This window comes from Castellaniella denitrificans (assembly GCF_027214045.1).
Taxonomy (GTDB): Bacteria; Pseudomonadota; Gammaproteobacteria; order Burkholderiales; family Burkholderiaceae_B; genus Castellaniella; species Castellaniella denitrificans_A.
In genome coordinates this window covers 148,472-171,735 of the sequence record NZ_JAPWHE010000005.1, presented here as the reverse complement: position 1 = coordinate 171,735, position 23,264 = coordinate 148,472, and the positions used below count along the sequence as shown (strand labels likewise).

General features: G+C 67.5%; 19 protein-coding genes and 1 tRNA gene. 8 read left to right on the top strand and 12 right to left on the bottom strand.

Features of this window, described 5'->3' with window-relative positions; translation table 11 throughout:
- The first annotated feature begins 63 nt into the window (after positions 1-63).
- The gene (locus O4H32_RS09250; protein WP_269358490.1) at positions 64-471 is read left to right on the top strand and encodes a hypothetical protein; all 408 of its coding nucleotides are present in this window, start codon (positions 64-66) and stop codon (positions 469-471) included.
- Here O4H32_RS09250 and O4H32_RS09245 read toward each other — a convergent pair whose 3' ends face one another.
- Genes O4H32_RS09245 through O4H32_RS09220 form a run of 6 tightly spaced genes read right to left on the bottom strand, consistent with a single transcriptional unit; the run spans position 472 to position 6,387 of the window.
- Positions 472-2,346 carry a potassium transporter Kup gene (locus tag O4H32_RS09245; RefSeq protein ID WP_269358488.1) on the bottom strand — a complete coding sequence of 625 codons (1,875 nt, stop codon included), beginning with the start codon at positions 2,344-2,346 and terminating at the stop codon, positions 472-474.
- Between the two features lie 9 nt (positions 2,347-2,355).
- Positions 2,356-3,480 carry a sensor histidine kinase gene (locus O4H32_RS09240; RefSeq protein ID WP_407932639.1) on the bottom strand — a complete coding sequence of 375 codons (1,125 nt, stop codon included), beginning with the start codon at positions 3,478-3,480 and terminating at the stop codon, positions 2,356-2,358.
- Complete coding sequence (locus tag O4H32_RS09235; protein WP_269358486.1) at positions 3,470-4,144, bottom strand: response regulator transcription factor; 675 nt, start codon at positions 4,142-4,144, stop codon at positions 3,470-3,472. The genes O4H32_RS09240 and O4H32_RS09235 overlap by 11 nt, the downstream gene beginning before the upstream one ends.
- A gap of 54 nt (positions 4,145-4,198) precedes the next feature.
- On the bottom strand, positions 4,199-4,660 hold the full coding sequence (locus O4H32_RS09230; protein WP_269358484.1) for an ExbD/TolR family protein: 462 nt from the start codon (positions 4,658-4,660) through the stop codon (positions 4,199-4,201).
- Position 4,661: 1 nt separating this feature from the next.
- Positions 4,662-5,552 carry a MotA/TolQ/ExbB proton channel family protein gene (locus tag O4H32_RS09225; RefSeq protein ID WP_407932638.1) on the bottom strand — a complete coding sequence of 297 codons (891 nt, stop codon included), beginning with the start codon at positions 5,550-5,552 and terminating at the stop codon, positions 4,662-4,664.
- A gap of 13 nt (positions 5,553-5,565) precedes the next feature.
- Positions 5,566-6,387 (bottom strand): energy transducer TonB, encoded by an 822-nt coding sequence (locus O4H32_RS09220; protein ID WP_269358482.1) that lies wholly within the window; start codon positions 6,385-6,387, stop codon positions 5,566-5,568.
- A gap of 211 nt (positions 6,388-6,598) precedes the next feature.
- Between O4H32_RS09220 and O4H32_RS09215 the strand changes: the two genes are divergently transcribed.
- Genes O4H32_RS09215 through O4H32_RS09205 form a run of 3 tightly spaced genes read left to right on the top strand, consistent with a single transcriptional unit; the run spans position 6,599 to position 9,707 of the window.
- Positions 6,599-7,762: a COG1470 family protein gene (locus O4H32_RS09215; protein WP_269358480.1), complete on the top strand. Its 1,164-nt coding sequence runs from the start codon at positions 6,599-6,601 to the stop codon at positions 7,760-7,762.
- 14 nt (positions 7,763-7,776) lie between these two features.
- Positions 7,777-8,742 (top strand): ABC transporter ATP-binding protein, encoded by a 966-nt coding sequence (locus O4H32_RS09210; RefSeq protein ID WP_269358478.1) that lies wholly within the window; start codon positions 7,777-7,779, stop codon positions 8,740-8,742.
- Positions 8,739-9,707, top strand: coding sequence for an ABC transporter permease (locus tag O4H32_RS09205; RefSeq protein WP_269358477.1), 969 nt, complete (start codon positions 8,739-8,741; stop codon positions 9,705-9,707). The genes O4H32_RS09210 and O4H32_RS09205 overlap by 4 nt, the downstream gene beginning before the upstream one ends.
- A 30-nt stretch (positions 9,708-9,737) precedes the next feature.
- Here O4H32_RS09205 and O4H32_RS09200 read toward each other — a convergent pair whose 3' ends face one another.
- The 6 genes from O4H32_RS09200 to O4H32_RS09175 all read right to left on the bottom strand — a co-directional run bounded on the left by O4H32_RS09200 (position 9,738) and on the right by O4H32_RS09175 (position 17,770).
- Complete coding sequence (locus O4H32_RS09200) at positions 9,738-11,966, bottom strand: EAL domain-containing response regulator (RefSeq protein ID WP_269358476.1); 2,229 nt, start codon at positions 11,964-11,966, stop codon at positions 9,738-9,740.
- Positions 11,963-14,995 (bottom strand): hybrid sensor histidine kinase/response regulator, encoded by a 3,033-nt coding sequence (locus O4H32_RS09195; RefSeq protein ID WP_269358474.1) that lies wholly within the window; start codon positions 14,993-14,995, stop codon positions 11,963-11,965. The genes O4H32_RS09200 and O4H32_RS09195 overlap by 4 nt, the downstream gene beginning before the upstream one ends.
- Positions 14,996-15,011: 16 nt before the next feature.
- On the bottom strand, positions 15,012-15,860 hold the full coding sequence (locus O4H32_RS09190; RefSeq protein ID WP_269358472.1) for a substrate-binding periplasmic protein: 849 nt from the start codon (positions 15,858-15,860) through the stop codon (positions 15,012-15,014).
- Between the two features lie 156 nt (positions 15,861-16,016).
- Positions 16,017-16,787: an SDR family NAD(P)-dependent oxidoreductase gene (locus O4H32_RS09185; RefSeq protein ID WP_269358470.1), complete on the bottom strand. Its 771-nt coding sequence runs from the start codon at positions 16,785-16,787 to the stop codon at positions 16,017-16,019.
- Between the two features lie 138 nt (positions 16,788-16,925).
- The gene (locus tag O4H32_RS09180; protein ID WP_269358468.1) at positions 16,926-17,327 is read right to left on the bottom strand and encodes a hypothetical protein; all 402 of its coding nucleotides are present in this window, start codon (positions 17,325-17,327) and stop codon (positions 16,926-16,928) included.
- Positions 17,328-17,685: 358 nt separating this feature from the next.
- A tRNA-Leu gene (locus tag O4H32_RS09175) sits at positions 17,686-17,770 on the bottom strand.
- A gap of 108 nt (positions 17,771-17,878) precedes the next feature.
- Here O4H32_RS09175 and rnr point away from each other — a divergent pair.
- The 4 genes from rnr (at position 17,879) to O4H32_RS09155 (ending at position 23,173) form a co-directional block, all read left to right on the top strand.
- Positions 17,879-20,317: a ribonuclease R gene (gene rnr / locus O4H32_RS09170; protein WP_269358466.1), complete on the top strand. Its 2,439-nt coding sequence runs from the start codon at positions 17,879-17,881 to the stop codon at positions 20,315-20,317.
- A gap of 124 nt (positions 20,318-20,441) precedes the next feature.
- Positions 20,442-21,191 (top strand): 23S rRNA (guanosine(2251)-2'-O)-methyltransferase RlmB, encoded by a 750-nt coding sequence (rlmB, locus tag O4H32_RS09165; RefSeq protein ID WP_269358464.1) that lies wholly within the window; start codon positions 20,442-20,444, stop codon positions 21,189-21,191.
- Between the two features lie 203 nt (positions 21,192-21,394).
- Positions 21,395-22,636, top strand: a complete 1,242-nt coding sequence (locus tag O4H32_RS09160) for a cystathionine gamma-synthase family protein (protein WP_269358462.1) — start codon at positions 21,395-21,397, stop codon at positions 22,634-22,636.
- A gap of 258 nt (positions 22,637-22,894) precedes the next feature.
- Complete coding sequence (locus tag O4H32_RS09155) at positions 22,895-23,173, top strand: HU family DNA-binding protein (RefSeq protein ID WP_043681629.1); 279 nt, start codon at positions 22,895-22,897, stop codon at positions 23,171-23,173.
- Positions 23,174-23,264: the final 91 nt, after the last annotated feature.

The following is a 23,264-nucleotide window of genomic DNA, read 5'->3' as shown; positions in this document are numbered from 1 at the left end:
CAGACCAGTCCCTGAACCGGGCCGGGAAAAATGTCCGGAATTCACCCTTTAGGAGTGTCCATCATGCGTCTAGAAAAGCACATGCCGCTGCGCGCCGCGCTGCTGGCCACCAGCCTGGGCTGCGCGACCCTGTTCGCCCCGGGGGCACAGGCCGCCGGAACGCAGGCGCAGACCCAATACCAGCAGGACGTGGCGCGCTGCCACAACACGCCGGGAATCGACGTGCAGGCCTGCCTCAAGGAAGCCGGCGCCGCCGCCCAGGCCGCCCGCCAGGACGCGCTGACCCAGCCTTCGGCCCAGGCCGAAGCGCTCAACCGCAGCAAACGCTGCGACAGTCTGCCCGCCGACCAGCGCCAGGAATGCATGAAACTGATGGATGACGCGAATGTCCGCATGCAAGGCTCGGTCCAGTCGGGCGGCGTGCTGCGCGAAACCACGATCACGATCCCGGCGCCCGCGGCCGGCTCCTGATCAGAGTTCCATCTGCATGCCCATTTCCACGACGCGATTGGGCGGAATCTTGTAGAACCGGGTGCTGCGGCTGGCATTGCGCGCCATGAAGGCGAACAAGTGCCGCCGCCAGCTCTGGTACCACGGCAACCGTCGCACCACGATCACGGTCTGGCGCGAGAGGAAATACGAAGTCTGCATGGGATCCAGGTTCAGATCCTTGATTTCCTGGCCGATCTGCTCCACGACCTGGGGCACGTTGGGCTCTTGCTTGAATCCCCAGCGCGCCACGGCCTGCCAGGCGCTGCGGCTGACCCGCTCGATCTTCAACCGTTCGTCGAAGGGCACATAGGGCACATCGGCGACCTCGATCGTCAGGAACAGCGCCTGTTCGTGCAGCACCTTGTTGTGTTTCAAGTTGTGTAGCAGCGCGGGCGGCACCGTGCCCACGATCATGCTCATGAATACCGCCGTGCCCGGCACCCGGGTCGGCGGGTAGGCCTCCAGGGATTCCATGAAGCTGGCCAGCGGCTGTTGGTCTCCCGCCAGCGTTTCATGCACGCGTTGGCGCCCCTGTTTCCAGGTCGCCATCAGCGTCAGCAGGCCGATCCCCACCACCAGCGGCAACCAGCCGCCTTCGTGCAGCTTGAGTGTGTTGGACGAGAACAGCAACACGTCGATCACCAGGAACAGGGAGATCAGGGCCAGCCAGGCCAGGCGGCGCAGGCCGTGTGTGTCCCGGGGCAGCACGACAAACGCCAGCAGCGAAGTCATCAGCATCGTACCCGTGACGGCGAAGCCGTAGGCATGCGCCAGGCGGTCGGATGAACCGAAAGACAGCGTCAGGACCAGGACGGCCAGCAGCAACAGCCAGTTCACGCGCGGCATATAGATCTGCCCCTCCTCGCGCACTGAGGTGTGCTGGATGACCATGCGCGGCCAGTAGCCCAGTTGCACCGCCTGGCGTGTCATGGAGAACGCCCCCGAGATCACCGCCTGCGAGGCGATCACCGTGGCCAGCGTGGCCAGCGCCACCAGCGGGATCAGGCCCCATGCGGGCGCCAGCAGGAAGAAGGGATTGCGGATGGCCCCCGGGTCGCTGAGCAGCAGCGCCCCCTGGCCGAAATAACACAGGGCGAGCGCCGGCAGCACCAGGGCGAACCAGGCGCGGCGGATGACCGGCGCGCCGAAATGCCCCATGTCGGCGTACAGCGCCTCGGCGCCGGTCAAGGCCAGGACCAGCGCGCCCAGGGCCAGAAAGGTTTCCCAGGGGGCGTCGCCGATGAAGCGCAGCGCCCAGACCGGGTTGATCGCCTGCAGGACTTCGGGCTGGCCGGCGATCCGCCAGGCGCCCAGCCCCGCCAGCACCAGGAACCAGCACAGCATCACCGGCCCGAAGAGCTTGCCCACGGCGCCGGTGCCGCGCACCTGGAACATGAACAGGGCCAGCAGCACGACCACCGAGACCGGCACCACCCAGGCGTCGAGCCGGTGGGACACGATACCGATACCCTCGACGGCGGACAGGACGGAAATCGCCGGCGTGATCATGCTGTCGCCATAGAACAGGCTGGCGCCGATCAATCCCAGCAGCGCCAGGCGCCAGCGGCTCTTCCCGGACCGGCCCCGCAGGGCGAGCTCCATCAGGGCCAGCGTACCGCCCTCGCCCCGATTGTCGGCGCGCAAGATACACGTCACGTATTTCAGCGATACCACCAGGATGAGCATCCAGAACAGGATCGACAGCACCCCCAGGATGTGCTCGACATCGGGCCGGCCCGTGCCCGACAGCGCGACTTTCATGGTGTACAGCGGACTGGTGCCGATGTCCCCGTAGACCACGCCCAGGGCACCGATCAGCAGGGCCGCCCGCGGTTTGTCTTTCTGCATATTCATACCATTCGCTTATTCGGCTCGCGTGAGACAGGCGCCGCGCCGGGGGCCGGGAAACACGAGGGAGACCCGCGTGCCGGGGAATGCGGGCCGGCTGGCGACCTTCCACCAGGCGCCATGCGCGCGCGCGATCTCGCGCACGATGGCCAGGCCCAGGCCGGAACCGCCACGGCCCGCATCGGCCGCGCGGTAGAAGGCCTCGAAGACACGGTCCAGGTCTTCGGCCCGGATCCCGGCGCCGTCGTCCTCGACGGAAAACGAAGGCGGATTGGCCATGACGCGCAGCACGATGCGGCGCGCGCCTTGGCCGTAGCGCAAGGCATTGTCGATCAGATTGCCCAGCAGCTCCTGCAACAGCACCGGATCGCCATCCACCCAGACCGCGGCGTCGGGCGCCACCAGTTGCAGATCGACACCGCGGTCGTGCGCGCGCCCCAGCCATTCCGCGCCTGTCTGACGCATCCATTCGCACAGATCCAGGCGCACGAAGCTGTCCTGGGGCCGGGCCGCGTGTTCGGCGCGCGCCAGCACCAGCAACTGCTGGCCCATGCGGATCATGTGATCCGTCACGGACTTGATGCGGTCCGCACGCATGCGGATGTCCTCGGGCAGTTCCTGGCCGAGCATGAGCTCGGACTCGACCTTCAGGCCGGCCAGGGGGGTGCGCAACTGGTGCGCCGCATGGCCGATGAAGCGGCGCTGCGCCTGGACCGAATCGTCCAGGCGCAGGAGCAGATCGTTGAAATGCAGGACCAGGGGCGCGATCTCGGTGGGCAGGCCCGCCAGATCGAGCGGCTGCAGGTCCTCGATGGAACGCTGGCGGATGTCGTCGGCCAACCGGTTGATGGAAGCCAGTTCCAGGCGGATCCCGGAAATCAGCACCCAGACGAACAGCGCCACCAACAGGCCCTGGGTCAGCATCATGACCCAGAACAGGTCGCGCAGCAGCCAGGGTTGGGGGCGGATCACGCCCGTCATGAACCATGTGGCCAGCAGATCGATGGCCACCAGAATGAAAAAGGCCGGCAGCAGCCGGCGCACCAGGCGGCGGGCGAGCGAATCCTTGGGGATCAGGCGCTCGACCAGGCCCCGCGCCCCGGAATCAGGTCGCGGACCGACGGTGAATTCAGGCGGCACGTTCGACGTCGAGCAGATAGCCGAAGCCGCGCACCGTCTGGATGCTGGTCCCGGTGCCGTCGAGCCGCTTGCGCAAGCGATAGACATAGACTTCGACCGCGTTCTCGCTGAAATCGGCATCCCAGGCCGACAGGGAATTGACGATCTGCTGTTTGGTCACCACCCGGCCGGGACGCGCCATCAACATTTCCAGCACGGACAATTCACGCACGGACAGCGCCAGGCGCTTGCCGTCCACCCGGATCTGGCGGCCCACCGTATCGAAGGACAAGGGGCCGCATTCCAGGATGGTCTGGGCCTGGCCCGCGTGCCGCCGGGCAAGCGCCCTCACCCGGGCGGCCAGTTCAGGCAGTTCGAAGGGTTTGGTGACGTAGTCGTCGGCGCCGGCGTCCAGCCCCGCGACGCGGTCGTCCAGGCCGTCGCGCGCCGTGAGGATCAGCACCGGGACTTGGGAACCGCCTTCGCGCAGCCGCCGCAGCACTTCCAGTCCCCCCAGGCCGGGCAGGTTCAGATCCAGCAGCAGCAGATCGTAGATCTGTCCGGCGAGCGCGCCTTCGACGCGGTCGCCGGACTGCAACCAATCGACGGCATAGCCCTGACCGCCCAGGAATTCCTGCAAGGCGTGTCCGAGGGTGGCGTCGTCTTCGATGACCAGGACTCTCATGAGGGTGATTCTAGCCTGAAGCGGTCACGCCGCGTCACTGTCCAAGCATCGGGGTTACATAGCTGACGATTGCTTGAATGCTTGCTCAGCGCCCCGGGCGGCCTGCCCCGGCGTGGTGACGAAACCCAGACGCTTCATGCCCGCCTGGCGGGCCGCGCCCATGACCCGCGCCAGCAGGCCGTAACGGGTGTCGACGTCGGCGCGGATGCGGATCTCGGGCTGGGGATCGGCCCCGGCCTCGCCGGCGAAGCGGGCGGCCAGGTCTTCCTCGGCGATCGGCTGCTCGTTCCAGAACAGCGCGCCGGACGCGTCGATCGCCAGATCGATCACCACGGGCTTCTGCTCCACCGGCTGGGCCGTGACCTGGGGCACGTTGATGCGGATCGAATGGCTGAGCAGGGGCGCCGTGATGATGAAGATCACCAGCAGCACCAGCATCACGTCGATCAGCGGCACCATGTTGATCTCGGACATGGTGGTGCCCGGCCCCTTGGAATCGAAGCTGCCGAATGCCATGTCAGGCTCCCCGGTGGCTGGCCAGACTGATCGTCCGGCCGTTGCGCTCGTGGCTGCCGTCGGTCACCTGCTGGCCGGTGGTCAAGAAAGTGAACAGGTCATGCGCAAAGGCGTCCAGTTGCGCCAGGTAGACACGGTTGACGCGCACGAAGGCGTTGTAGGCCAGCACGGCGGGGATGGCGACCGCCAGGCCCAGACCGGTCATGATCAGGGCCTCGCCCACCGGCCCGGCGATGCGGTTGATGGTGACGCCATCGGTCATGCTGATGCTCAGCAGCGCGTGATACACACCCCATACCGTGCCGAACAGGCCCACGAACGGCGCGGTCGATCCCACGGACGCCAGCACCGTCAGGCCGTTTTCCAGGCGCGCGGTCTCCTCGTCGATGACCTTGCGGATGGTGCGCGTCACGAAGGCCGCCGTGGAACCGCTTTCCTCCAGCTTGAGCGCGCCGTACCGGGTATGGTGCCGCTGGGCATGGATGGCATGGCTGGCCAGGTGGGCGAAAGGTTCTTCGGCCCCGTGCGTGGAAATCTCGTTTTCCACCTGTTCCAGGGAACTGGCGGCCCAGAACTCCGACAGGAACTTGCGCGACCGGCGGCGGATGCGCAGATGCGTCAGCCCCTTGGCCAGAATCAGGTACCAGCTCGCCAGGGACATCAGCATCAGGAAGACGAACAGGGACTTGCCCACCATGTCGCTCTGGCCGATGAAATGCAGCACCCCCTGGCCGCCGGCCCCCACGGCGCCGGAGTCCAGCACCATGGGGACGGCCTTCGCCGCGCCCGTGGCAACCGCGGTCGCCGCCGCGTCGGCGGCGGCCAGGGCGGCATCAGGCCCCACGGCCTGGGCCAGCGTCAGCGCCGCGCTCCCGATCAGATCAAGCATCATGTTCCTGTCCTTCCTATAAGACGAAATCGAAGGGAATGTCCACCAGCGCCTTGTAGGCGATCCCGTTTTCCGTGTATGGACGGAACCGCGCATGGCGCATGGCTTCCACGGCCGCCTCGTCCAGGCGCACATGGCCTGACGAAGTGCGCACCGTGACATCGGCCACCCGGCCCAGCGGGGAAATCAGCACGCGCAGCACCACCCGACCCTGCTCGCCCCGCCGCTGCGAGACCCGGGGGTACACCGGGCTGGGCCGCTTGCCCAGATAGTCCACCTGGCCGATCGCACGGGGCCGGTCGGGATCCACCGGCACCGGCTCGCCGCGCGCCTCGGAAGCCTGGCGCGCGCCGCCCGCCGTGACGGTCCGCGCGGCGCTTGCCTGCGGCGCGGACGTCGTCGGCCGGGGCCGGGGCTTCGGCTCGGGTTCGGGCCGGGGCTTCGGTTCCGGCTTGGGCTTGGGCTTGGGCTTGGGCCGCGGCTTGGGTTCGGGCGGAGGCGGCTCGGTGATGGATTCGGGCTCGGGCTTCTCGACGACCGGCTCGGGTTCGGGCTCCGGCGCGACCGCAGGCTCGGGTTCGGGCTGGGGCTCGACGACCGGCTCGGGTTCGGGCGGCGTTTCCACTGGCGGCCGGGGCTCCGCCCCGGCCATCGTCTGGGGCTCGGTCGCCGGCCCCAGCTCCACGAACTGCACGTCCAGCGCCTCGGGCCGCCCCTGGGAGACCTCGGCGACCGGCGCGGACAGCACCATCGCCAGCACGGCCGCATGCAAGCCCAAAGTCGCGCAGGCGGCGACGATCTTCAGCGGGACAAGGCGCGGGGAAAAACCGGAGGACATGGACCAGCGGATGTCGAGGAGCGAAAGTGCGATGTTAGCAGTAATGATAACGGTTCTCAATACAAGGACATTCAGCGGTCAGCGCCAAGCTCCATGAGAAACAAAAAATTACGTTTTTATTGAAACTCGAAACCGCGATGTCCGGTCCCTTTTTTCTGGAGACCGGTTCCGGACCGGGCAGATCAACCTGAACGAAAAGCCGAACGACACCATGTCCAGATACCTTGCACTGTGGGCCGCCGCCTTGTGCGCCTTGAGTTTCCAGGCCACCGCCCTGGCCACGGAGGGCGCGCCTCCCGGAATCGACCTGTCGACCGACTACCCTTCCCTGACCCTGAAGGCCGGGGAGACATCGACCATCGCCCTGCGTCTGCGCAACCGGGCCACACCCGCCGAGCGCCTGGCACTGTCGGTGGATGGGGTGCCCAAGGCCTGGAAGGCCGCCCTGCTGGGCAATGGCCGCCCCGTGGAATCGGCCATGCCTGGAAGTGATGATACGCTGCCTCTGCAACTGCGGCTTGACATCCCTCAAGGCGCCGCGCAATCGCGCCACACGCTGACCGTCCATGCCGACGGCGACCGGCGCCACCTGAGCCTGCCGATCGACATCACCCTGGCCGACCAGTTGCCCGCGCAGTTGTCGGTCCAGCCCGAATTACCGCAGTTGACCGGGTCGGCGCGCACCGCCTTCGACTACCAGCTGACAGTGAAGAACGCCAGCGGCCACGACGTCCTGGCCAGTCTGTCGGCCCGTGCCCCGCAGTATTTCGACACATCCTTCACCGAAGGCTACGGCACCCAGCAGATCAGCGCCGTGCCCGTGAAAGCCGGCGAGTCCAAGACCGTCAAGCTGCACGTGCGCCCGCCCGCATCGGCGCAATCCGGCGAGCACGCGATCCAGGTCGAAGTCGCGGCCGATGGCGTCAAGGCGTCCACGACCCTGAAGCTCGACATCACGGGCCAACCCGCCCTGGACCTGTCGGGCCGCGACGGTCTGATGAGCACCGACGCCCAGATCGGCGCCACCCGTGAAATGCCGCTGGTCCTGCGCAACAGCGGCACCGCCGCCGCCCGGGACATCGCGCTGGACGGCACGGCGCCCTCGGGCTGGAAGATCGAATTCGAGCCGGCGCGCGTCGCCCTTCTGGAGCCGGGCAAGACGGCCGAGGTCCAGGCCCGCATCACGCCCGCGCCCCAGTCCCTGGCCGGCGACTACATGGTCAAGCTGCACGCGCGCTCGGCCGGCCAGTCGGCCGACGGCGATCTGCGCGTCTCGGTGACGACATCCGGCCTGTGGGGGGTCAGCGGCGCCATCCTGATCGCCGTGGCCCTGCTGGCGCTGCTGGGCGCGGTCGCCCGGCACGGCCGCCGATGAACGGGCCGTCCGCCATGCGCACGTCCGCCGCACTCCCGTCCCGGGACACCCCCGCCATCGATGCCCGGGAACTGGGCAAGGACTACGGTGGCCGCGCCGTGGTCCAATCCCTGAACTTCCAGGTCCGATCCGGCGAGGTCTTCGGCCTGCTGGGTCCCAACGGCGCGGGCAAGACCACCACGATCCTCATGCTGCTGGGCCTGACCGAAGCCACGCGCGGCCAGGTGCGCGTGCTGGGCGAGGACCCTTGGCGCAATCCGCTGGCCGTCAAGCGCCAGGTCGGCTACATGCCCGATTCGGTCGGTTTCTACGACCACCTGAGCGCGCGTGAAAATCTGCGCTACACCGCCCGCCTGCTGGACATCCCCGCAAAGGAGAGGGACGAGCGGATCGCCGAGGCCCTGGACCGCGTCAGGCTGCTGGACCGCATCGATCAGCGCGCGGGGGCCTTTTCCCACGGCATGCGCCGCCGCCTGGGCCTGGCCGAGATCCTGCTCAAGCGGGCCGCCATCGCCATCCTGGACGAACCCACCTCCGGCCTGGACCCGCAGTCCACCGAAGCCTTTCTGCGCATGATCGAATCCCTGCGCGACGACGGCGTCACCGTGCTGCTGTCGTCGCACCTGCTCGATCAGATGCAGCGCATCTGCGACCGCGTCGCCCTGTTCAACGCCGGCCGCATCGCCCTGATGGGACCGGTCCGGGACTTGGCCCGCCAGGTGCTGGGCGGCCACAGCCACGAGGTCCACCTCCATGCCGACGGCCCCGATCTGAGGTCCGTCCTGGCCACCGTCCCGGGCGTGGGCGGCGTGCGCGCCGAGTCCCCGGGACACTACGTGCTGCAGGCCGAAAGCGACGTCCGCGCCCAGGCCGCCCAGGCGGCGGTCCTGGCGGGCGCGCAACTGCGCGACCTGGCCGTGGACACCCCCAGCCTGGACCGCATCTACCGTCAGACCTTCGCCGAGGATACCCCGACATGAGCACGACCCGTATCGGCTCGCCCTGGCACGGCCTGGGCGCCGTCCTGTCCAAGGAACTGGCCGACCACCTGGGCAGCGCCCGCATGCGGCTGCTGCAATGGCTGGTCGTCCTGACCGCGGCCGCCGCCCTGTACGGGGCCATCGAAGGCATCCGCCAGACCACGGCCTCGGACCCCTTCGTTTTTCTGCGCCTGTTCACCGACGCGCGCGCGCCGCTGCCCTCCTTCGCGGCCCTGCTGGGGTTCCTGATCCCGCTGATCGCCATCGGCCTGGGGTTCGACGCCATCAACGGCGAATACAGCCACCGGACGCTCAGCCGCATCCTGTCACAGCCTCTTTATCGCGATGCGTTGCTGCTGGGCAAGTTCCTGGCCGGTCTGGCCGCGCTGGCCATCAGCCTGGTCTGCCTGTGGCTGCTGGTCATGGGCGCCGGCCTGATCCTGCTGGGCGTGCCCCCCAGCGGCGAAGAAGTGGTCCGGTCCCTGGCGTTCCTCGTCGCGGCCCTGGCCTACGCCGGCGTCTGGCTGGCCGTCGCCCTGCTGTGCTCGGTGGCGTTCCGTTCGGCCTCGACCTCCGCGCTGGTCGCCCTGGGCCTGTGGCTGTTCTGCGCCCTGTTGTGGCCCATGCTGGCCCCGGCCCTGGCCCGGGCCATCACCCCGCCCGATCCGGCGACCCTGCTGGGCGGCGGGCTGGACATGCATGCCGTGGCCTGGCAAAGCGGCCTGCTGCACGTCTCGCCGGCTACGCTGTTCAACGACACCGCCATCACCCTGCTCAGCCCCGCCACCCGCAGCCTGGGCCCGGTGTTCCTGTCGCAGTTGCAGGGCGCCCTGCTGGGCAGCCCGCTGCCGCTGTCCGAAAGCCTGGCCATCGTCTGGCCGCAGTTCACAGGTCTGATCGCGGCGGTCGTGCTCCTGTTCACCCTGGCCTACATCGTGTTCCAGCGCCAGGAAGTGCGCGCCTGAAGGCGCCGCCGGGGGCGGCCCGAAGCTCGTTCAGGCGGGCAGCATCCCCACCAGAGGATGGCCTGGACCGAAGCGCAAGTCCAGCACCCTCGACGCGGGCACGGGACGCCCGACCAGATAACCCTGTACCAGGTCGCAGCCCAGGCGCCGGAGATGGGCCAGTTGCTCCGGCGTCTCGACCCCCTCGGCCACGATCTCCAGATCCAGGCTGTGGCCCAGGGCGATGATCGCCGTGACGATGGACGCGTTGCCGGGATTGGTCTCCAGATCCCGGACGAACGTCATGTCGATCTTTAGCCGGTGCACACGGAGATGCTGCAGATAGGACATGGAGGAATAGCCCGTGCCGAAATCATCGATGGACAGGCGCACACCCATGCCGCGCAGGGTCTCCAGCGTGTCGATGGCGCGGCCGCGATCGGCCATCAGGCAGCTCTCGGTGATTTCCAGTTCCAGGCAACCGGGTGCCAGCCGGTTCGTCTCGAGCACATCGCGCACGGAATCGGCCAGATCCCCGTAGCCGAGCTGCAGCGCGCACAGATTCACCGCGACGTAGCCGGGCGCGGCACCCTCGTCGGTCCAGGCGCGCATCTGGCGTCCCACTTCCCGCAGGACCCAGTTCCCCAGCGGCACGATCAGGCCGCTTTCCTCGGCCATGGAAATGAACGCGCCCGGCCCGAGCAGGCCGCGCTCGGGGTGCGCCCAGCGCACCAGCGCCTCGAGCCCCGTCACCGCACGCTCGTTCAGGTGCAGTTGCGGCTGGTAATGAACCCGGAATTCCCCCCGCTCCAGCGCACGACGCATCTCGGCTTCGAGCGACAGGCGTTCCCTGGCGCGCAGCATGATCTCCGGCGAAAAGAACCGCAGGCTGCCCCGCCCAGCGGCTTTGGCCTGGTGCAGCGTCGCATCCGCTCTGCTGAGCAGTTCGTCCGCCGTGGCGCCGTCCTCGGGATAGAGCGCCACGCCGATACTGGCGCTCACGTAGACCGTCTGGCCGTCCAGGGCGAACGGCGCCGCCAGCGCATCAAGCATGCGCTGCGCGGCCAGGGCGACGCCCCGTTCGCCCTGGTCACGGTCCAGAATGACATAGAACTCGTCGCCACCGACCCGCGCGAGCGCGTCCCGTTCCGGCAGCAGGCCACGCAGCCGCTGCGCCGCCTGGACCAGCACCCGGTCGCCCAGCCCGTGCCCCAGGGTCTCGTTGATAGCGGCGAACTTGTCCAGGTCCAGGCACAGCAGCGCGAAATGCATGGCGGCGTGCTGAGCCATCTGGATGGAATGGGCCAGCAGTTCGGCGAACAGCACCCGGTTGGGCAGGCCGGTCAGGGGGTCGCGATGCGTCAGGATGCGGTATTTTTCCTCGCTCACCCGCAGCAAGGCGGTGCGCTGCGCCACCAGGTCCTCCAGGAAACGGCGCAAGCGGGCGAGTTCCAGATGGGCGCGCACCCGGGCGCGGACCTCCTCGATATCGAAGGGCTTGGTCACGTAATCGGCCGCGCCCAGGGCGAAACCCCGCACTTTGTCGCGCGTGTCGTCGACCACCGTGACGAACACCACCGGGATGCGTTGACCGTCCGGCGTGGCCTTGATGCGCCGGCAGACCTCGTAGCCGTCCATTCCGGGCATCACCACGTCCAGCAGCACCAGGTCGGGCGGCGCCGACCCCTGGACGATTTCCAGCGCACGGATGCCATCGCTGGCGACCAGGATCCGGAACTCGTCGCGCAAGGCCACCAGCAACTCGTGGATGTTTTCGGGCACGTCGTCCACCACCAGCAAGGTCGGCGGCGGCATGTCCCCGGACTGCGGCACGAGTTCGAACGCCGCCGGCATCCGCCGGTAGCGCGTCAGTTCCAGCTGGTTCCTGACCCGGACCCGGAACAGCTCCGGGTTGATGGGCTTGGTGACGTAGTCCGCCGCCCCCATGAGCAGACCTCGCGCCGCATCCGCCGCCTCGGCCAGGGCGGTCACGAAGATGACCGGAATGTCCGCCGTCGCCGCGTCCTGTTTCAGGGCCGCCAGCACCTCGTAACCGTCCATGTCGGGCATCTGGATGTCGAGCAGGATCAGGTCGGGCCGCGGATCGCGCCGCGCCAGCTCGATGGCCTTGAGGCCGCTGGTGGCGGCGGAAATGGCGTAATCATCCCGGAACATGCCAATCAAGGTATGCAGATTGACGGCAGCGTCATCGACGATCAGCAGCCTCGGGCGGCCGCCGTCACCGGCTGGCGACGCGGTTTCGTGCGGGGTCAGGCTCATGACGCGGTCTCCGGCGCAATGGGCAGGGATGCCAGCAACGCCAGCGCGGCGTCGAGTTCGAACCGGTCGATCCGGTCGGCGATTTCCTGGACGGCGGGCTGCAGGGGGGTGCCAGCCACGCCGCGAACCAGTTCGTCGATCAGGGCCTCGACGGCCCCCAGGTCGGATCCCAGCGCCGTCTTCAGCCGCTCGACCAGATCGCGCAGCGCCGCGCGCGAGGGCGGCGCCTCAGGCAATGGCGGCGGCGTGTCGTCCGCCAGGGACTCGATGTCCGCCAGGACATTCCCCAGCATCGACTGCGCCGTGTCCAGCAACGCGGCATCGGGCCGCAGGCCCTGTTTCAGCAGGCGGTCGATCTCGGTCACCCGGTCGAACAGTGCGCGCGCGCCAATGTTGCCGGCCACGCCCTTGAGGCTATGACAATGCGCCTCGGCCGCCGCCAGGTCCTCTTGCGCCAGCAGGCGCCGCAATTCGACGATGGCGCCGCCGTATTGCGCACCGAAGCGCCGCAACTGCTTGCGATAGGGCGCCGCCCGGCCGCCGATACGGCGCAAGCCGTCGGCGGCGTCCAGATGCGTCAGGGCGGACAAGTCGTCGGGCAGGCGACCGGATTCGCCGCCGGAGGCCGTCGGTTGCGTGGCCACCCGGTCGCCGGGCACCCTCACCCAGCGGGCAAGCGTCGTCAGCAAATGGTCCGGATCGATCGGCTTGGTGATGTGGTCGTTCATGCCGGCTTCCTGGCTGGCCTGCGCATCGGAAGCCATGGCCAACGCCGTCATGGCGATGATGGGCAACGCGACGAAACGCGCCCCGCCCGACCCGCCGCCCAGGCGGCGGATGCGGCGGGCCGCCTGCAGGCCGTCCATGACAGGCATCTGGATATCCATCAGCACGGCGTCGTAGTGCTTGCGCTGGACCCGTTCCACGGCTTCCTGTCCGTTGGCGGCCTCGTCGACCGAAACCCCCTCGCCGCGCAGCAGTTCCACCGCGAACTCGCGATTGATGTCGTTATCCTCGACCAGCAGGATCCGGGCGCCGGCCAGGCCGCCGCCCCCCGCCTGCGCGACCGCTGCTGTGGCCTCGATGTCCTGCCCCGGCAGCCGGCCCTGGCCGAGCACGGACAGCACCGTGTCCAGCAGCGAGGAAGGCGAGACCGGCTTGATCAGAAAGCCATCCATGCCGGCCTGGGCCGCCCGGCGCATGACGTCCTCGGTACCGTAGGCGGTGACCATCACGATCTTTGGCGGGTGCGCGATGGCAGCGTCGGCCCGGATGCGCCGGGCGACTTCGTCGCCATGCATGCCCGGCATGCGCCAATCCATCAGCACCAGGTCGTACGGCTGGCCGCTGGCCTGCCGGAGCATGGTCAGGGCCTGTGCGCCGTGGCTGGCGGTGCCGACGTCGAGCTGGAAAAACAGCAACATCTCGGAGAGGATCTCCAGCGACACCGGATTGTCATCCACGACGAGCACACGCCAGCCCCGCAGTCTGGAGCCGATCCGTTCCAGCAGCTGGCGCTGCTGGGTCCGGGCCTGCCGCGCCACGGCCAACCGAAGCGTGAAGCACATCGTCGTGCCCTTGCCCGGCGCGGAGGATTCCACCCACAGGCGCCCGCCCATCAGTTCCACCAGACTGCGACAAATCGCCAGGCCCAGACCCGTGCCGCCATAGCGGCGCGTCGTGGACTGGTCTGCCTGAGTGAATTTCTGGAACAGGGTCCGGGCCTGGTCGGTCGTCATGCCGATGCCGGTGTCGCGCACGCAAGCCTGAATCCTGACGCCGTCCTCGTCCCGCCCCAGGCAATGCAAGGCCAGCTCGACCTCGCCTTGCTCGGTGAACTTGACCGCGTTGCCGCACAGGTTGAGCAGCACTTGCCCGAAGCGCAGCGGATCACCCACCAGCAGGGTTGGAATGGCCGGATCATGCCGGATCAAAAGCTCGATGCCCCTGGCCTCGGCCTGCAGGCCGACCGCGTCCACCAGCCGCTCCAGCACCAGCTCCAGGTCGAACTCGACCTGCTCGACGGCGAGCTTGCCGGCCTCGAGTTTGGAAAAATCCAGGATGTCGTTGATGATGCCCAGCAGCGACTGCGCGGCGCCCTGGGCCTTGATCAACCGGCCCCGCGTGCCGGCCGGCATGTCTTCCTTGAGCGCCAGATACAGCATCCCCAGGATGGCGTTCATCGGCGTACGGATCTCGTGGCTCATGGTGGCCAGGAAATCGGATTTCACCCGCGTGGCGGATTCGGCGGTTTCCTTGGCCTCCCGCAATTCCCGGGTACGATCCGAGACGATGGATTCGAGGTCGTGATTCAGGGTGTCCAGTTCCCGCATCGAAACCGACAGCTTCTGGCGGTTTTCGCGGAAGGCATCCACCAGTTCGCCCAACTCGTCGTCATACGGGTAAACCAAAGGCTCCGGCCGGGCATCGTCGTCGCCGAAGCGCCAGTTCTTCACGGCGGACACGACGGGCGTCAGCGTATCCGACAGGCGCCGCCGGATCGTCCAGACGAAGAGCAGCCACAAGAGCGCGCTGAGAACGACCGAATTGAGCAAGGCGACCGCGAAACCGTATTTGAGCCGGTCCCAGATGACGGACGGCGCGGTATGCAGCCACAGCACCCCGAGCAACTGCATCGCGCCATCCGCCGTGGCATGGCGCAGCGGCGTCGCGGCCGAACGCCCTCGCACGAAAAACGCCAGATCGGGTGTTTCGTCGGATTCACGCGACCAGCCGCTGTCGGCCAGGATGTCGCCTTTGGCTGATTCGATCCGCGCGCCGGAGACGATCGCGTTCTGCCGCACACCGTCCAGTGCCCGGGTCATCTGATCCCGGTCGAGTTCCCAGACGGCATTGGTCACGGCGGGTTCGACCGTGCGTCCCAGAGAAGCCAGATCGTTCGCGATCGCCCGGCTGATGCCGACGTACTGGATGCCCAGCTGCACCGCCACCAGGCCGATGGTCGCCAGCAGATACCAGGGCAGCATGGACCTCAGCAGTCGCCTGGCCAGGGTCGATCCCGTTTTCATCCAGGCCGCCCGCGCGTCAACGCCACCACCATTTCGTATCGATTTCCGCCGATCCCGGTGGCAGCAGGGGATTGTCCAGACGGATCACCCGGCGATGGCTGCGGGCCAGGTCCTCGATCATCGACGCATGATAGGTCATGAACAGCTTCCGGAAGGAGCCATCGGCCAGGGCCGCGCGCAAGCCGCGCTCGATCCGCCCGGCCAGCTCCGCATCCTGGCGGTTGACCCAGAAATAGATGGGATAGGGGAAGAACAGGGCGCGGGTCTTTTCGATGGTCAACCCGGGATAGGCTTTCCGGCGCGCGGCCAGTTCGACCGCCGCCTCGCCGATTCCCCGGGGCAGCGCGTCGAAACGGTGCGCGGCCAGCATCCCGAACAGGCTTTCGTAATCGGTGGAGGTCAGCACGGTATAGCCGTTGACCCGCATGACGGGCACATCGGCCCACTGGCTGTTCAGGCCGAAGGTCAGTTCCGTCCTGAACGCCTCGTCGTCCATGCCCGCGATCCGCTCCTGGTCGGACGACGAGACCAGGAAGACCCGGTAGCCGACGGTCCCGCGGGAAATGTCGATCTTGATCGGCAGCATGCGGGATTCGCGTTCGTCATTGGTGCCCAGCGCGATGACGTCTATTTTCCCGGCTTCCAGCAGACTGACGGCCCGGTTCTGGGTGACGTCCTCGTCGAAGGGACGCAGATCGATCGCGACGCCTTCGGATCGCCGGACATGATCCAGCGCCAGTTCGAGGACTTTCCAGCGATATTCGTAGATGGGGCCGACGGGAAAATAGGCGAGGGTCCGCTGCGCCGCATGCGCCGGAAACACGGACGCGCACACGAAGAGCGCGGCCAACAGCGATCCGCGCATGAGAACCGCCCATCGCCATATGCGGGCATCCCCGTTCGTGACCAAGCATCGCACCCTGATCTTCCCCACAAATGATGGAGAGTTTCAGAATAGCACATGAATGTATCAAAGTATCACTTGGATTCCGGCGCATGGACACGCCCGGAATCCAGGTGTTCATTCGTCCCGGGTCACGGTCAAGGCGGCGAACGATTGCGAAGTCGGCATCACCTCGATCGCGTTCACATTGACATGCGGCGGCAGGGACGCCACCCAGGCGACCGTTTCCGCGATGTCTTCCGGACGCAGCGGGTGAGCGCCGGCGTACATCGCCGCCGTCCGTTCTTTGTCGCCCTTGTAGCGGACCAGCGAAAACTCGGTCTCGCCGACCAGCCCCGGCTGCACGTCCGTCACCCGCACGCCCGTGCCGATCAGATCCGCGCGCAGGTTGCGGCTGAATTGCGCCACGAAGGCCTTGGTGGCGCCATAGACGTTGCCGCCCGGATAAGGATATTTGCCGGCCACCGAGCCGATGTTGATCACCAGCCCGCGCTTCCTGGCGACCATGCCCGGCAGGAAGGCGTGCGTCACCAGCGCCAAGCCGGTGACATTGGTGTCGATCATGGTCCGCCAGTCCTGGAAATCGGCCTCATGGGCCTTTTCCTTGCCCATGGCCAGGCCGGCGTTGTTGACCAGCACGTCGATGTCGCGCCAGGCCGGCGGCAGGGATTCCCTCAGGGAGACGACCGCCTGTTCGTCGCGGACGTCCAGGGACACCGGCAACACGGCGTCGCCGTACTTGCGCTGCAGTTCCCGCATCGGCTCCATCCGGCGCGCGGCGGCGATCACCCGATAGCCGTCCCGCAGGAAACGCTCGCTGATCGCACGACCGAAACCAGCGGAAGCCCCGGTGACGAGGGCAATGGGGTGGGGTGTGGAATCGTTCATAAGTCCTCTGGAAGCTTGGCCTTCGCGCCGATCAGACGACCGGCGTCCAAGCTTGCGATGGTACTACTTCGGAAACGGTCTGACCGACACTCGCAACCGCCACCCCGGGCGGGATCAGGGATCAGTGCATGATCGCCGTCACGGTTTGGGCGGCGAAGCCGGGATCTTGTCGGCATACTTGACCAGGATATCCCCCATCGCCCGCATCATTTCGCCGCGCATCCGCATCGCTGTCCCGGGATCCAGTCCCGCGCCGGCCATCACGGGGCACGCGCCCATCATGCCGCCGCCAAGCACGCCGTAGCCCATCCTGCCGCCACCCGGCATGCCGTAGCCACCCGGCATGCCGCCGCCACGAGGGCCTGCGGCCACACCGTCCGGCAGGACACCCATCATGTCGTCCATATCCCCCCTCTGCCCCATCGGGCCGGGTCCCTGCCCCGCCCGCATCATGCCCGCGCCGCCCGCCTGGTCCTGGCCATGCGCCGCCGCCACACCCGGCACGCCCACGCCCATCGCCAGCGCGGCAAAGGACGCCATCACTATCATCCTGGTATTCATCGAATATCTCCCGACTGTCAAACAAGACCCGGGGCCGACTTCGCTACTTGAGAAGGTATTTGATCGGCGCGGCAATCCCCGGGTTCAAGCCGCGACAGTGTCTTGCAGGCCGGGCATTCGTCACAGCAGGAACGCCAAAACCCGAATGGACTTTTACAGCGTAATCCTTAACATGGGGGCAAGGTCAATAGACGCACGATGCTGGCGGGCCTGGGCGCCAGGGCGGCGCGCGATGTGCCATGCGCAAAGCAAAAACCCGCAAGACTGGGTCTATGCGGGTTTCGCTTTTTGATGCCAGAGGACATCGTACTGAATTGGACTTCCCGATCAAGAGAAGTGGTGCCCAGGAGAGGACTCGAACCTCCACACCTTGCGGCACATGGACCTGAACCATGCGCGTCTACCAATTCCGCCACCTGGGCACAGCATAACGTGTATGCTATTGTCTTCGCTGATCCGCTGCGTTGTTTGGCGCGTCGTTCAGCGAAGACAGAAATATACAACACAATTTTTTTGGATGCAAATAGCCTTTGAAAAAGCGAACCAACAACGACAATAACCGCGACGCTTCCAACCCGCCAGCGAACAGTCTCCCCTCTGATTTCGACCCCGACGTCCCCACCCGCGAACAAGTGCTGGACACCCTGCGCCAGGCAGGCAAACCCCTGTCCCCGGAAGCGCTGGCCGACGCCACCCACGCCACGATCCCCCTGTCCACAGGCTTCATCCGCCGTCTCAAAGCGATGGAGCGCGACGGCCAGATCCGCTACAACCCCCAGGGAAGGTTGCAAATCTGCAACAACACGCACTTCATCACCGGCGTCGTCCAGGGCCATCGGGATGGCTTCGGCTTCCTGGTCCCGGACGAGGGCGGCCAGGACCTGTTCCTTTCGCCCCACGAAATGGCCAAGGTCCTGCATGGCGACCGGGTGCGGGTGCGGGAATCCGGCGAATTCCGCGGCCGTCCCGAAGGCACCATCGTCGAGGTCGTCGAACGGCGCACGCTGAAGCTGGTCGGTCGCTTTCTGAAGGAACACGGCGCCTTCATCGTCGCGCCCGAGGACCAGCGCATCAAGCACGACATCCTGATCGCGCCCCAGGACACGGGCGGCGCCGAACCCGGCCAGGTGGTCACGGTGCAGATCCTGCGCCAGCCCGCCAGCCACATCCAGCCCCTGGGTCGCGTCACCGAAGTCCTGGGCGAAATCGACGACCCCGGCATGGAGATCGAGATCGCCGTGCGCAAGTTCGACGTGCCGGTGGAATTCTCCGACGCCGCGCGCCGGCAGCTGGAATCGATCCCCGACCATGTGCGCGCCGACGAACGGGCCGGGCGGGTCGACCTGCGCGACGTGCCTTTCATCACCATCGACGGCGAGGACGCGCGCGACTTCGACGACGCGGTGTTCTGTATGCCCGCCGACCTGGGCACGGCCAAGCGCGCGCGGCCCGGCTGGCGGCTGCTGGTGGCCATCGCCGATGTCAGCCACTACGTGCGGGCCGACTCGTCGCTGGACGAGGACGCCCTGAACCGGGGCACCAGCGTGTATTTCCCGCGCCGAGTCATCCCCATGCTGCCGGAGGCCCTGTCCAACGGCATCTGCTCGCTGAACCCGCACGTGGACCGCCTGGTGATGATGTGCGACATGATGATCCCGGAGGGCGGCGCCAAAGCGGGCACCGTCGCGGCCTACCAGTTCTACGAGGCCGTCATCCACTCCCACGCCCGCACCACCTACACCGACATCTGGGCGGCCCTGCAGCAGCCCACCGGTCCGGCGGCGCAGAATCTGGGCGATCTGCTGCCTCACGTGCAGACGGCCTATGACCTGTTCCAGGCCTTCGAGCAGGCCCGGCGCAAGCGCGGCGCCATCGACTTCGACACGATCGAGACCCGCATCGTCTGCAACCCGCTGGGCCGCATCGAGCGCATCGAGCCCTACGCGCGCAACGACGCCCACCGCCTGATCGAAGAATGCATGTTGGCGGCCAACACCTGTGCGGCGGATTTCATCGTGCGCAACAAGGCCCAGGCGCTGTTCCGCGTGCATGACGGGCCGACGCCGGAAAAACTGCAGACGCTGCGCGAATTCCTGCGCCACCTGGGCCTGACGCTGGACGGCGGCGAGGACCCCTCGACCGCCGACTACGCCCGCCTGATCCAGGCCAGCCGGTCTCGGCCGGACTTCGCATCGATCCAGACGATGTGCCTGCGCTCGATGCAGCAGGCCATCTACAGCCCCGAGCAGACCGGCCACTTCGGCCTGGCCTACGAACATTACGCGCACTTCACTTCGCCCATCCGGCGTTATCCGGACCTGCTGGTGCACCGTGTGATCCGGGGGATTCTGCACAAGCGCCGCTACCAGCCGACGGCGCCGCCGGGTCAGGCCGCCGACCCCGCGCTGCCCGCGAAAATCCGCGAACGCGACGCCTGGGAAGCGCTGGGCACGCTGCTGTCCGCCCGCGAACGGCGCGCCGACGAGGCCTCGCGCGACGTCGAGGCCTGGCTGAAATGCTGGTTCGTGCGCGAGCACGTGGGCGAGGTCTTCAGCGGCCGCATCAGCAGCGTCACCAGCTTCGGCGTGTTCGTCACGCTGGACACGCTCTATGTCGAGGGGCTGGTGCACATCTCCGAGCTGGGCGGCGACTACTTCCAGTACATCGAGGCCCAGAACGAACTGCGCGGCGAGCGCACCGGCCTGCGCTACCAGTTGGGCGACGCCCTGCAGGTGCAGGTGTCCCGCGTGGACCTGGAGGCCCGGCGCATCGATTTCCGTCCGGTCAAGGGAGAAGACTTCAAATCCCTGCAGGCCGAAATCGAAGGCGAGCCCCGACCCGTCGCGCGCCCCCGCAAAAAGGCGGCGGGCGCCAAGCCGGTCGCCTTGCGCGGCACCACGGCCCGCCAGCGCCGCGCCGAGGCCAAGCGCGCCGCACGCCAGGAAACTCCGCGCAAGCGGCGGTCCTGATCCGGCCGGGCGGGCGCCCGCCCGGCCGCGGCCGGTACGCGGCGCGGCGCCCGCCGCACTACAATCCCAGGCGGCCGCCGCCTCGCGCGGCGGGCCGCCCCGCTTCATCCTTGATAGGCACACGATGTCATCCCAACAGATCCTGGCCGGCTTCCACGCCGTGCAGGCGCGCCTGCGCCACGCCCCGGACTCCATCCGCGACGTCTACCTGGACACCACGCGCCAGGACGCCCGCATGCAGCGCTGCATCGAACAACTGGAGGCCGCGAACGTCCGCTGGCACGCCGCCGACACCCAGCGACTGGAGGGCCTGGCGCACGGTGTGCGCCACCAGGGCATCGTGGCCCTGGCCCGCCCCCGTCCGCTGGCCGTTTCGGTCGACGAAGTGCTGGACGCACTGGAGGATCGCGGCGAACCGGCCCTGCTGCTGGTGCTCGACGGCGTCACCGACCCGCACAATCTGGGCGCCTGTCTGCGCACGGCCGACGCCGCCGGCGTGCACGCCGTCATCGCGCCGAAGGACCGGGCCGTCGGCCTGAACACGACGGTCCAGCGCGTGGCCTGCGGCGCGGCCGACACCGTGCCCTACCTGACCGTCACGAACCTGGCGCGCGCCCTGCGCGCCCTGCGCGAGCGCGATGTCTGGCTGGTGGGCACGGACGATGCCGCGACGCACGGCCTGCACCAGGTCGACGCGCGCCGGCCCATGGCCTGGGTGATGGGCGCCGAAGGCGAAGGCATGCGCCGCCTGACCCGTGAGACCTGCGACGAGCTCGTGTCCATCCCCATGCGGGGTTCGGTCGAGAGCCTGAACGTCAGCGTCGCGAGCGCGGTCTGCCTGTACGAAACCGTGCGCCAGCGGCTGACGGCCTGAATCGCCTCGGATATTGCCTTGGGGGCGGCCCTGCGGCAAAAAAGCCCCCCCACGCCGCGCAAGCTGGCGCTTGCTTGCTGCCCCCCCAAGGGGGGCGTTTTTCGCCTTGGGGGCGGCCCTGCGGCAAAAAAGCGCATAATGTTCCGGCGCGGCCGTTCGCGGGCCGCGCCCCATCTCTTTCAACCCAACCACGCCGCCTTTCCATGTCCGACCAAGGCTTCACCACCCGGCTCGTCCACGCCGACCACCATGCCCATCTGGAGCATGGCGCCATCCACCAGCCCATCCATCCGTCCACCGAGTACGCCTACGCCGACGCGCGCGAACTCGCCGCGGTATTCCAGGGCAAGGCCGGCTACACCTACGCCCGCCAGGGCACGCCGACCACGGCCTCGCTGGAAGCCAAGATCACGGACATGGAACGCGCGCAGGCCACGGTGACTTTCGCCACAGGCATGGCGGCGCTGAACGCCACCTTCTTCGCCCTGCTGCGCCAGGGCGACCACCTCATCGTCAGCCAGTACATCTTCGGCAACACCAACAGCCTGTTGATGACGCTGGAGAACTTCGGCGTGGAACTGAGCCTGGTGGACGCGACCGACGCCGCCCAGGTCGAGGCGGCGATCCGGCCGAACACCCGCATGGTCTTCGTCGAGACCATCGCCAACCCCGGCACCCAGATCGCCGACCTCAAGGCGATCGGGGATCTGTGCCGGGCGCGCAAACTGGTCTATGTGGTGGACAGCACCCTGTCCTCGCCCTATCTGGCCCCGAGCCGGGATTTCGGCGCGTCCCTGGTGATCAACTCCCTGTCCAAGCACATCGGCGGACACGGCAACGCCCTGGGCGGCGCCGTCACGCAGACCGGACTGTACGACTGGACCGATTTCCCGCACATCCACGAACAATACCGCAAGGGCGACCCGCGCAACTGGGGCCTGCTGCAGATCAAGAAAAAAGGCCTGCGCGACATGGGCGGCACACTGTCCTCGGACATGGCCCACCGCATCGCGGCCGGCGCCGAGACCATGGCGCTGCGCATGGACCGCATCTGCGCCAACGCGCTGGCGCTGGCGCGTTTCCTGGAAACACATCCGCTGGTCGGCAAGGTCCGCTACCCCGGCCTGGACAGTCATCCCCAGCATGCGCGCGCCGCGCAGTGGTTCGGCGGCCGTTTCGGCGGCCTGCTCGGCGTGGAACTGCACGACCAGGTGGACGTCTTCGACTGCCTGAACCGCCTGCGCGTCGCCGCCCTGGCCACCCACCTGGGCGACAACCGCACGCTGGTGCTGCCCGCCGCCCACACCATCTACTACGAGATGGGGCCGCAACGACGCGCCCTGATGGGCATCCCGGACGGGTTCCTGCGCATCTCGGTCGGTATCGAGGACGAAGCCGACCTGATCGGCGATTTCGCCCAGGCACTGGACGCCGCCCGGGCCTGATTCCAGGTTCGGGGTATTCCCTGATCAAGTGTTGGGTTTTTTAACAGACGTCAGGAAACACGCGGGTTTCCAGTGACTTGTTCTTGACACTCCCGGCCTTTCGAAGGCTTAATACGGCTTAGCCTTCGAACCGGCCTGGATCCCGCCCTCTCGCGGGTGTGTAAAACCGGATCAGGCTGGCTGCGACAGACCATCATCCATCAAACAGTCTGGCGGATCGGCCGCCAGACCACAATAAACCTCAGGGGTATTTCATCAATGAACAAGACCGAGCTGATCGAGCATATTTCCTCCAAGACCGATCTTTCCAAGGCTGACGTGGGCCGCGCCCTGGAAGCCTTTGTGGGCGCCGTGAAGACCACCCTGAAAAAGAAGGGCTCGGTCACCCTGGTCGGCTTCGGCACCTTCGCCGTGTCCGAGCGCGCCGCCCGCACCGGCCGCAACCCGCGCACCGGCGAAGAAATCAAGATCAAGAAGGCCCGAGTGCCGAAGTTCCGCCCGGGCAAGGCCCTGAAAGACGCCGTGAACGCCAAGTAATCCGGCGTTTCCCGCAAAAGGCCACCGCACCGCCGGTGGCCTTTTTCGTTTGGCCCGTCGGGGCCGGCCCTCGCCATGAAGGAATGACACG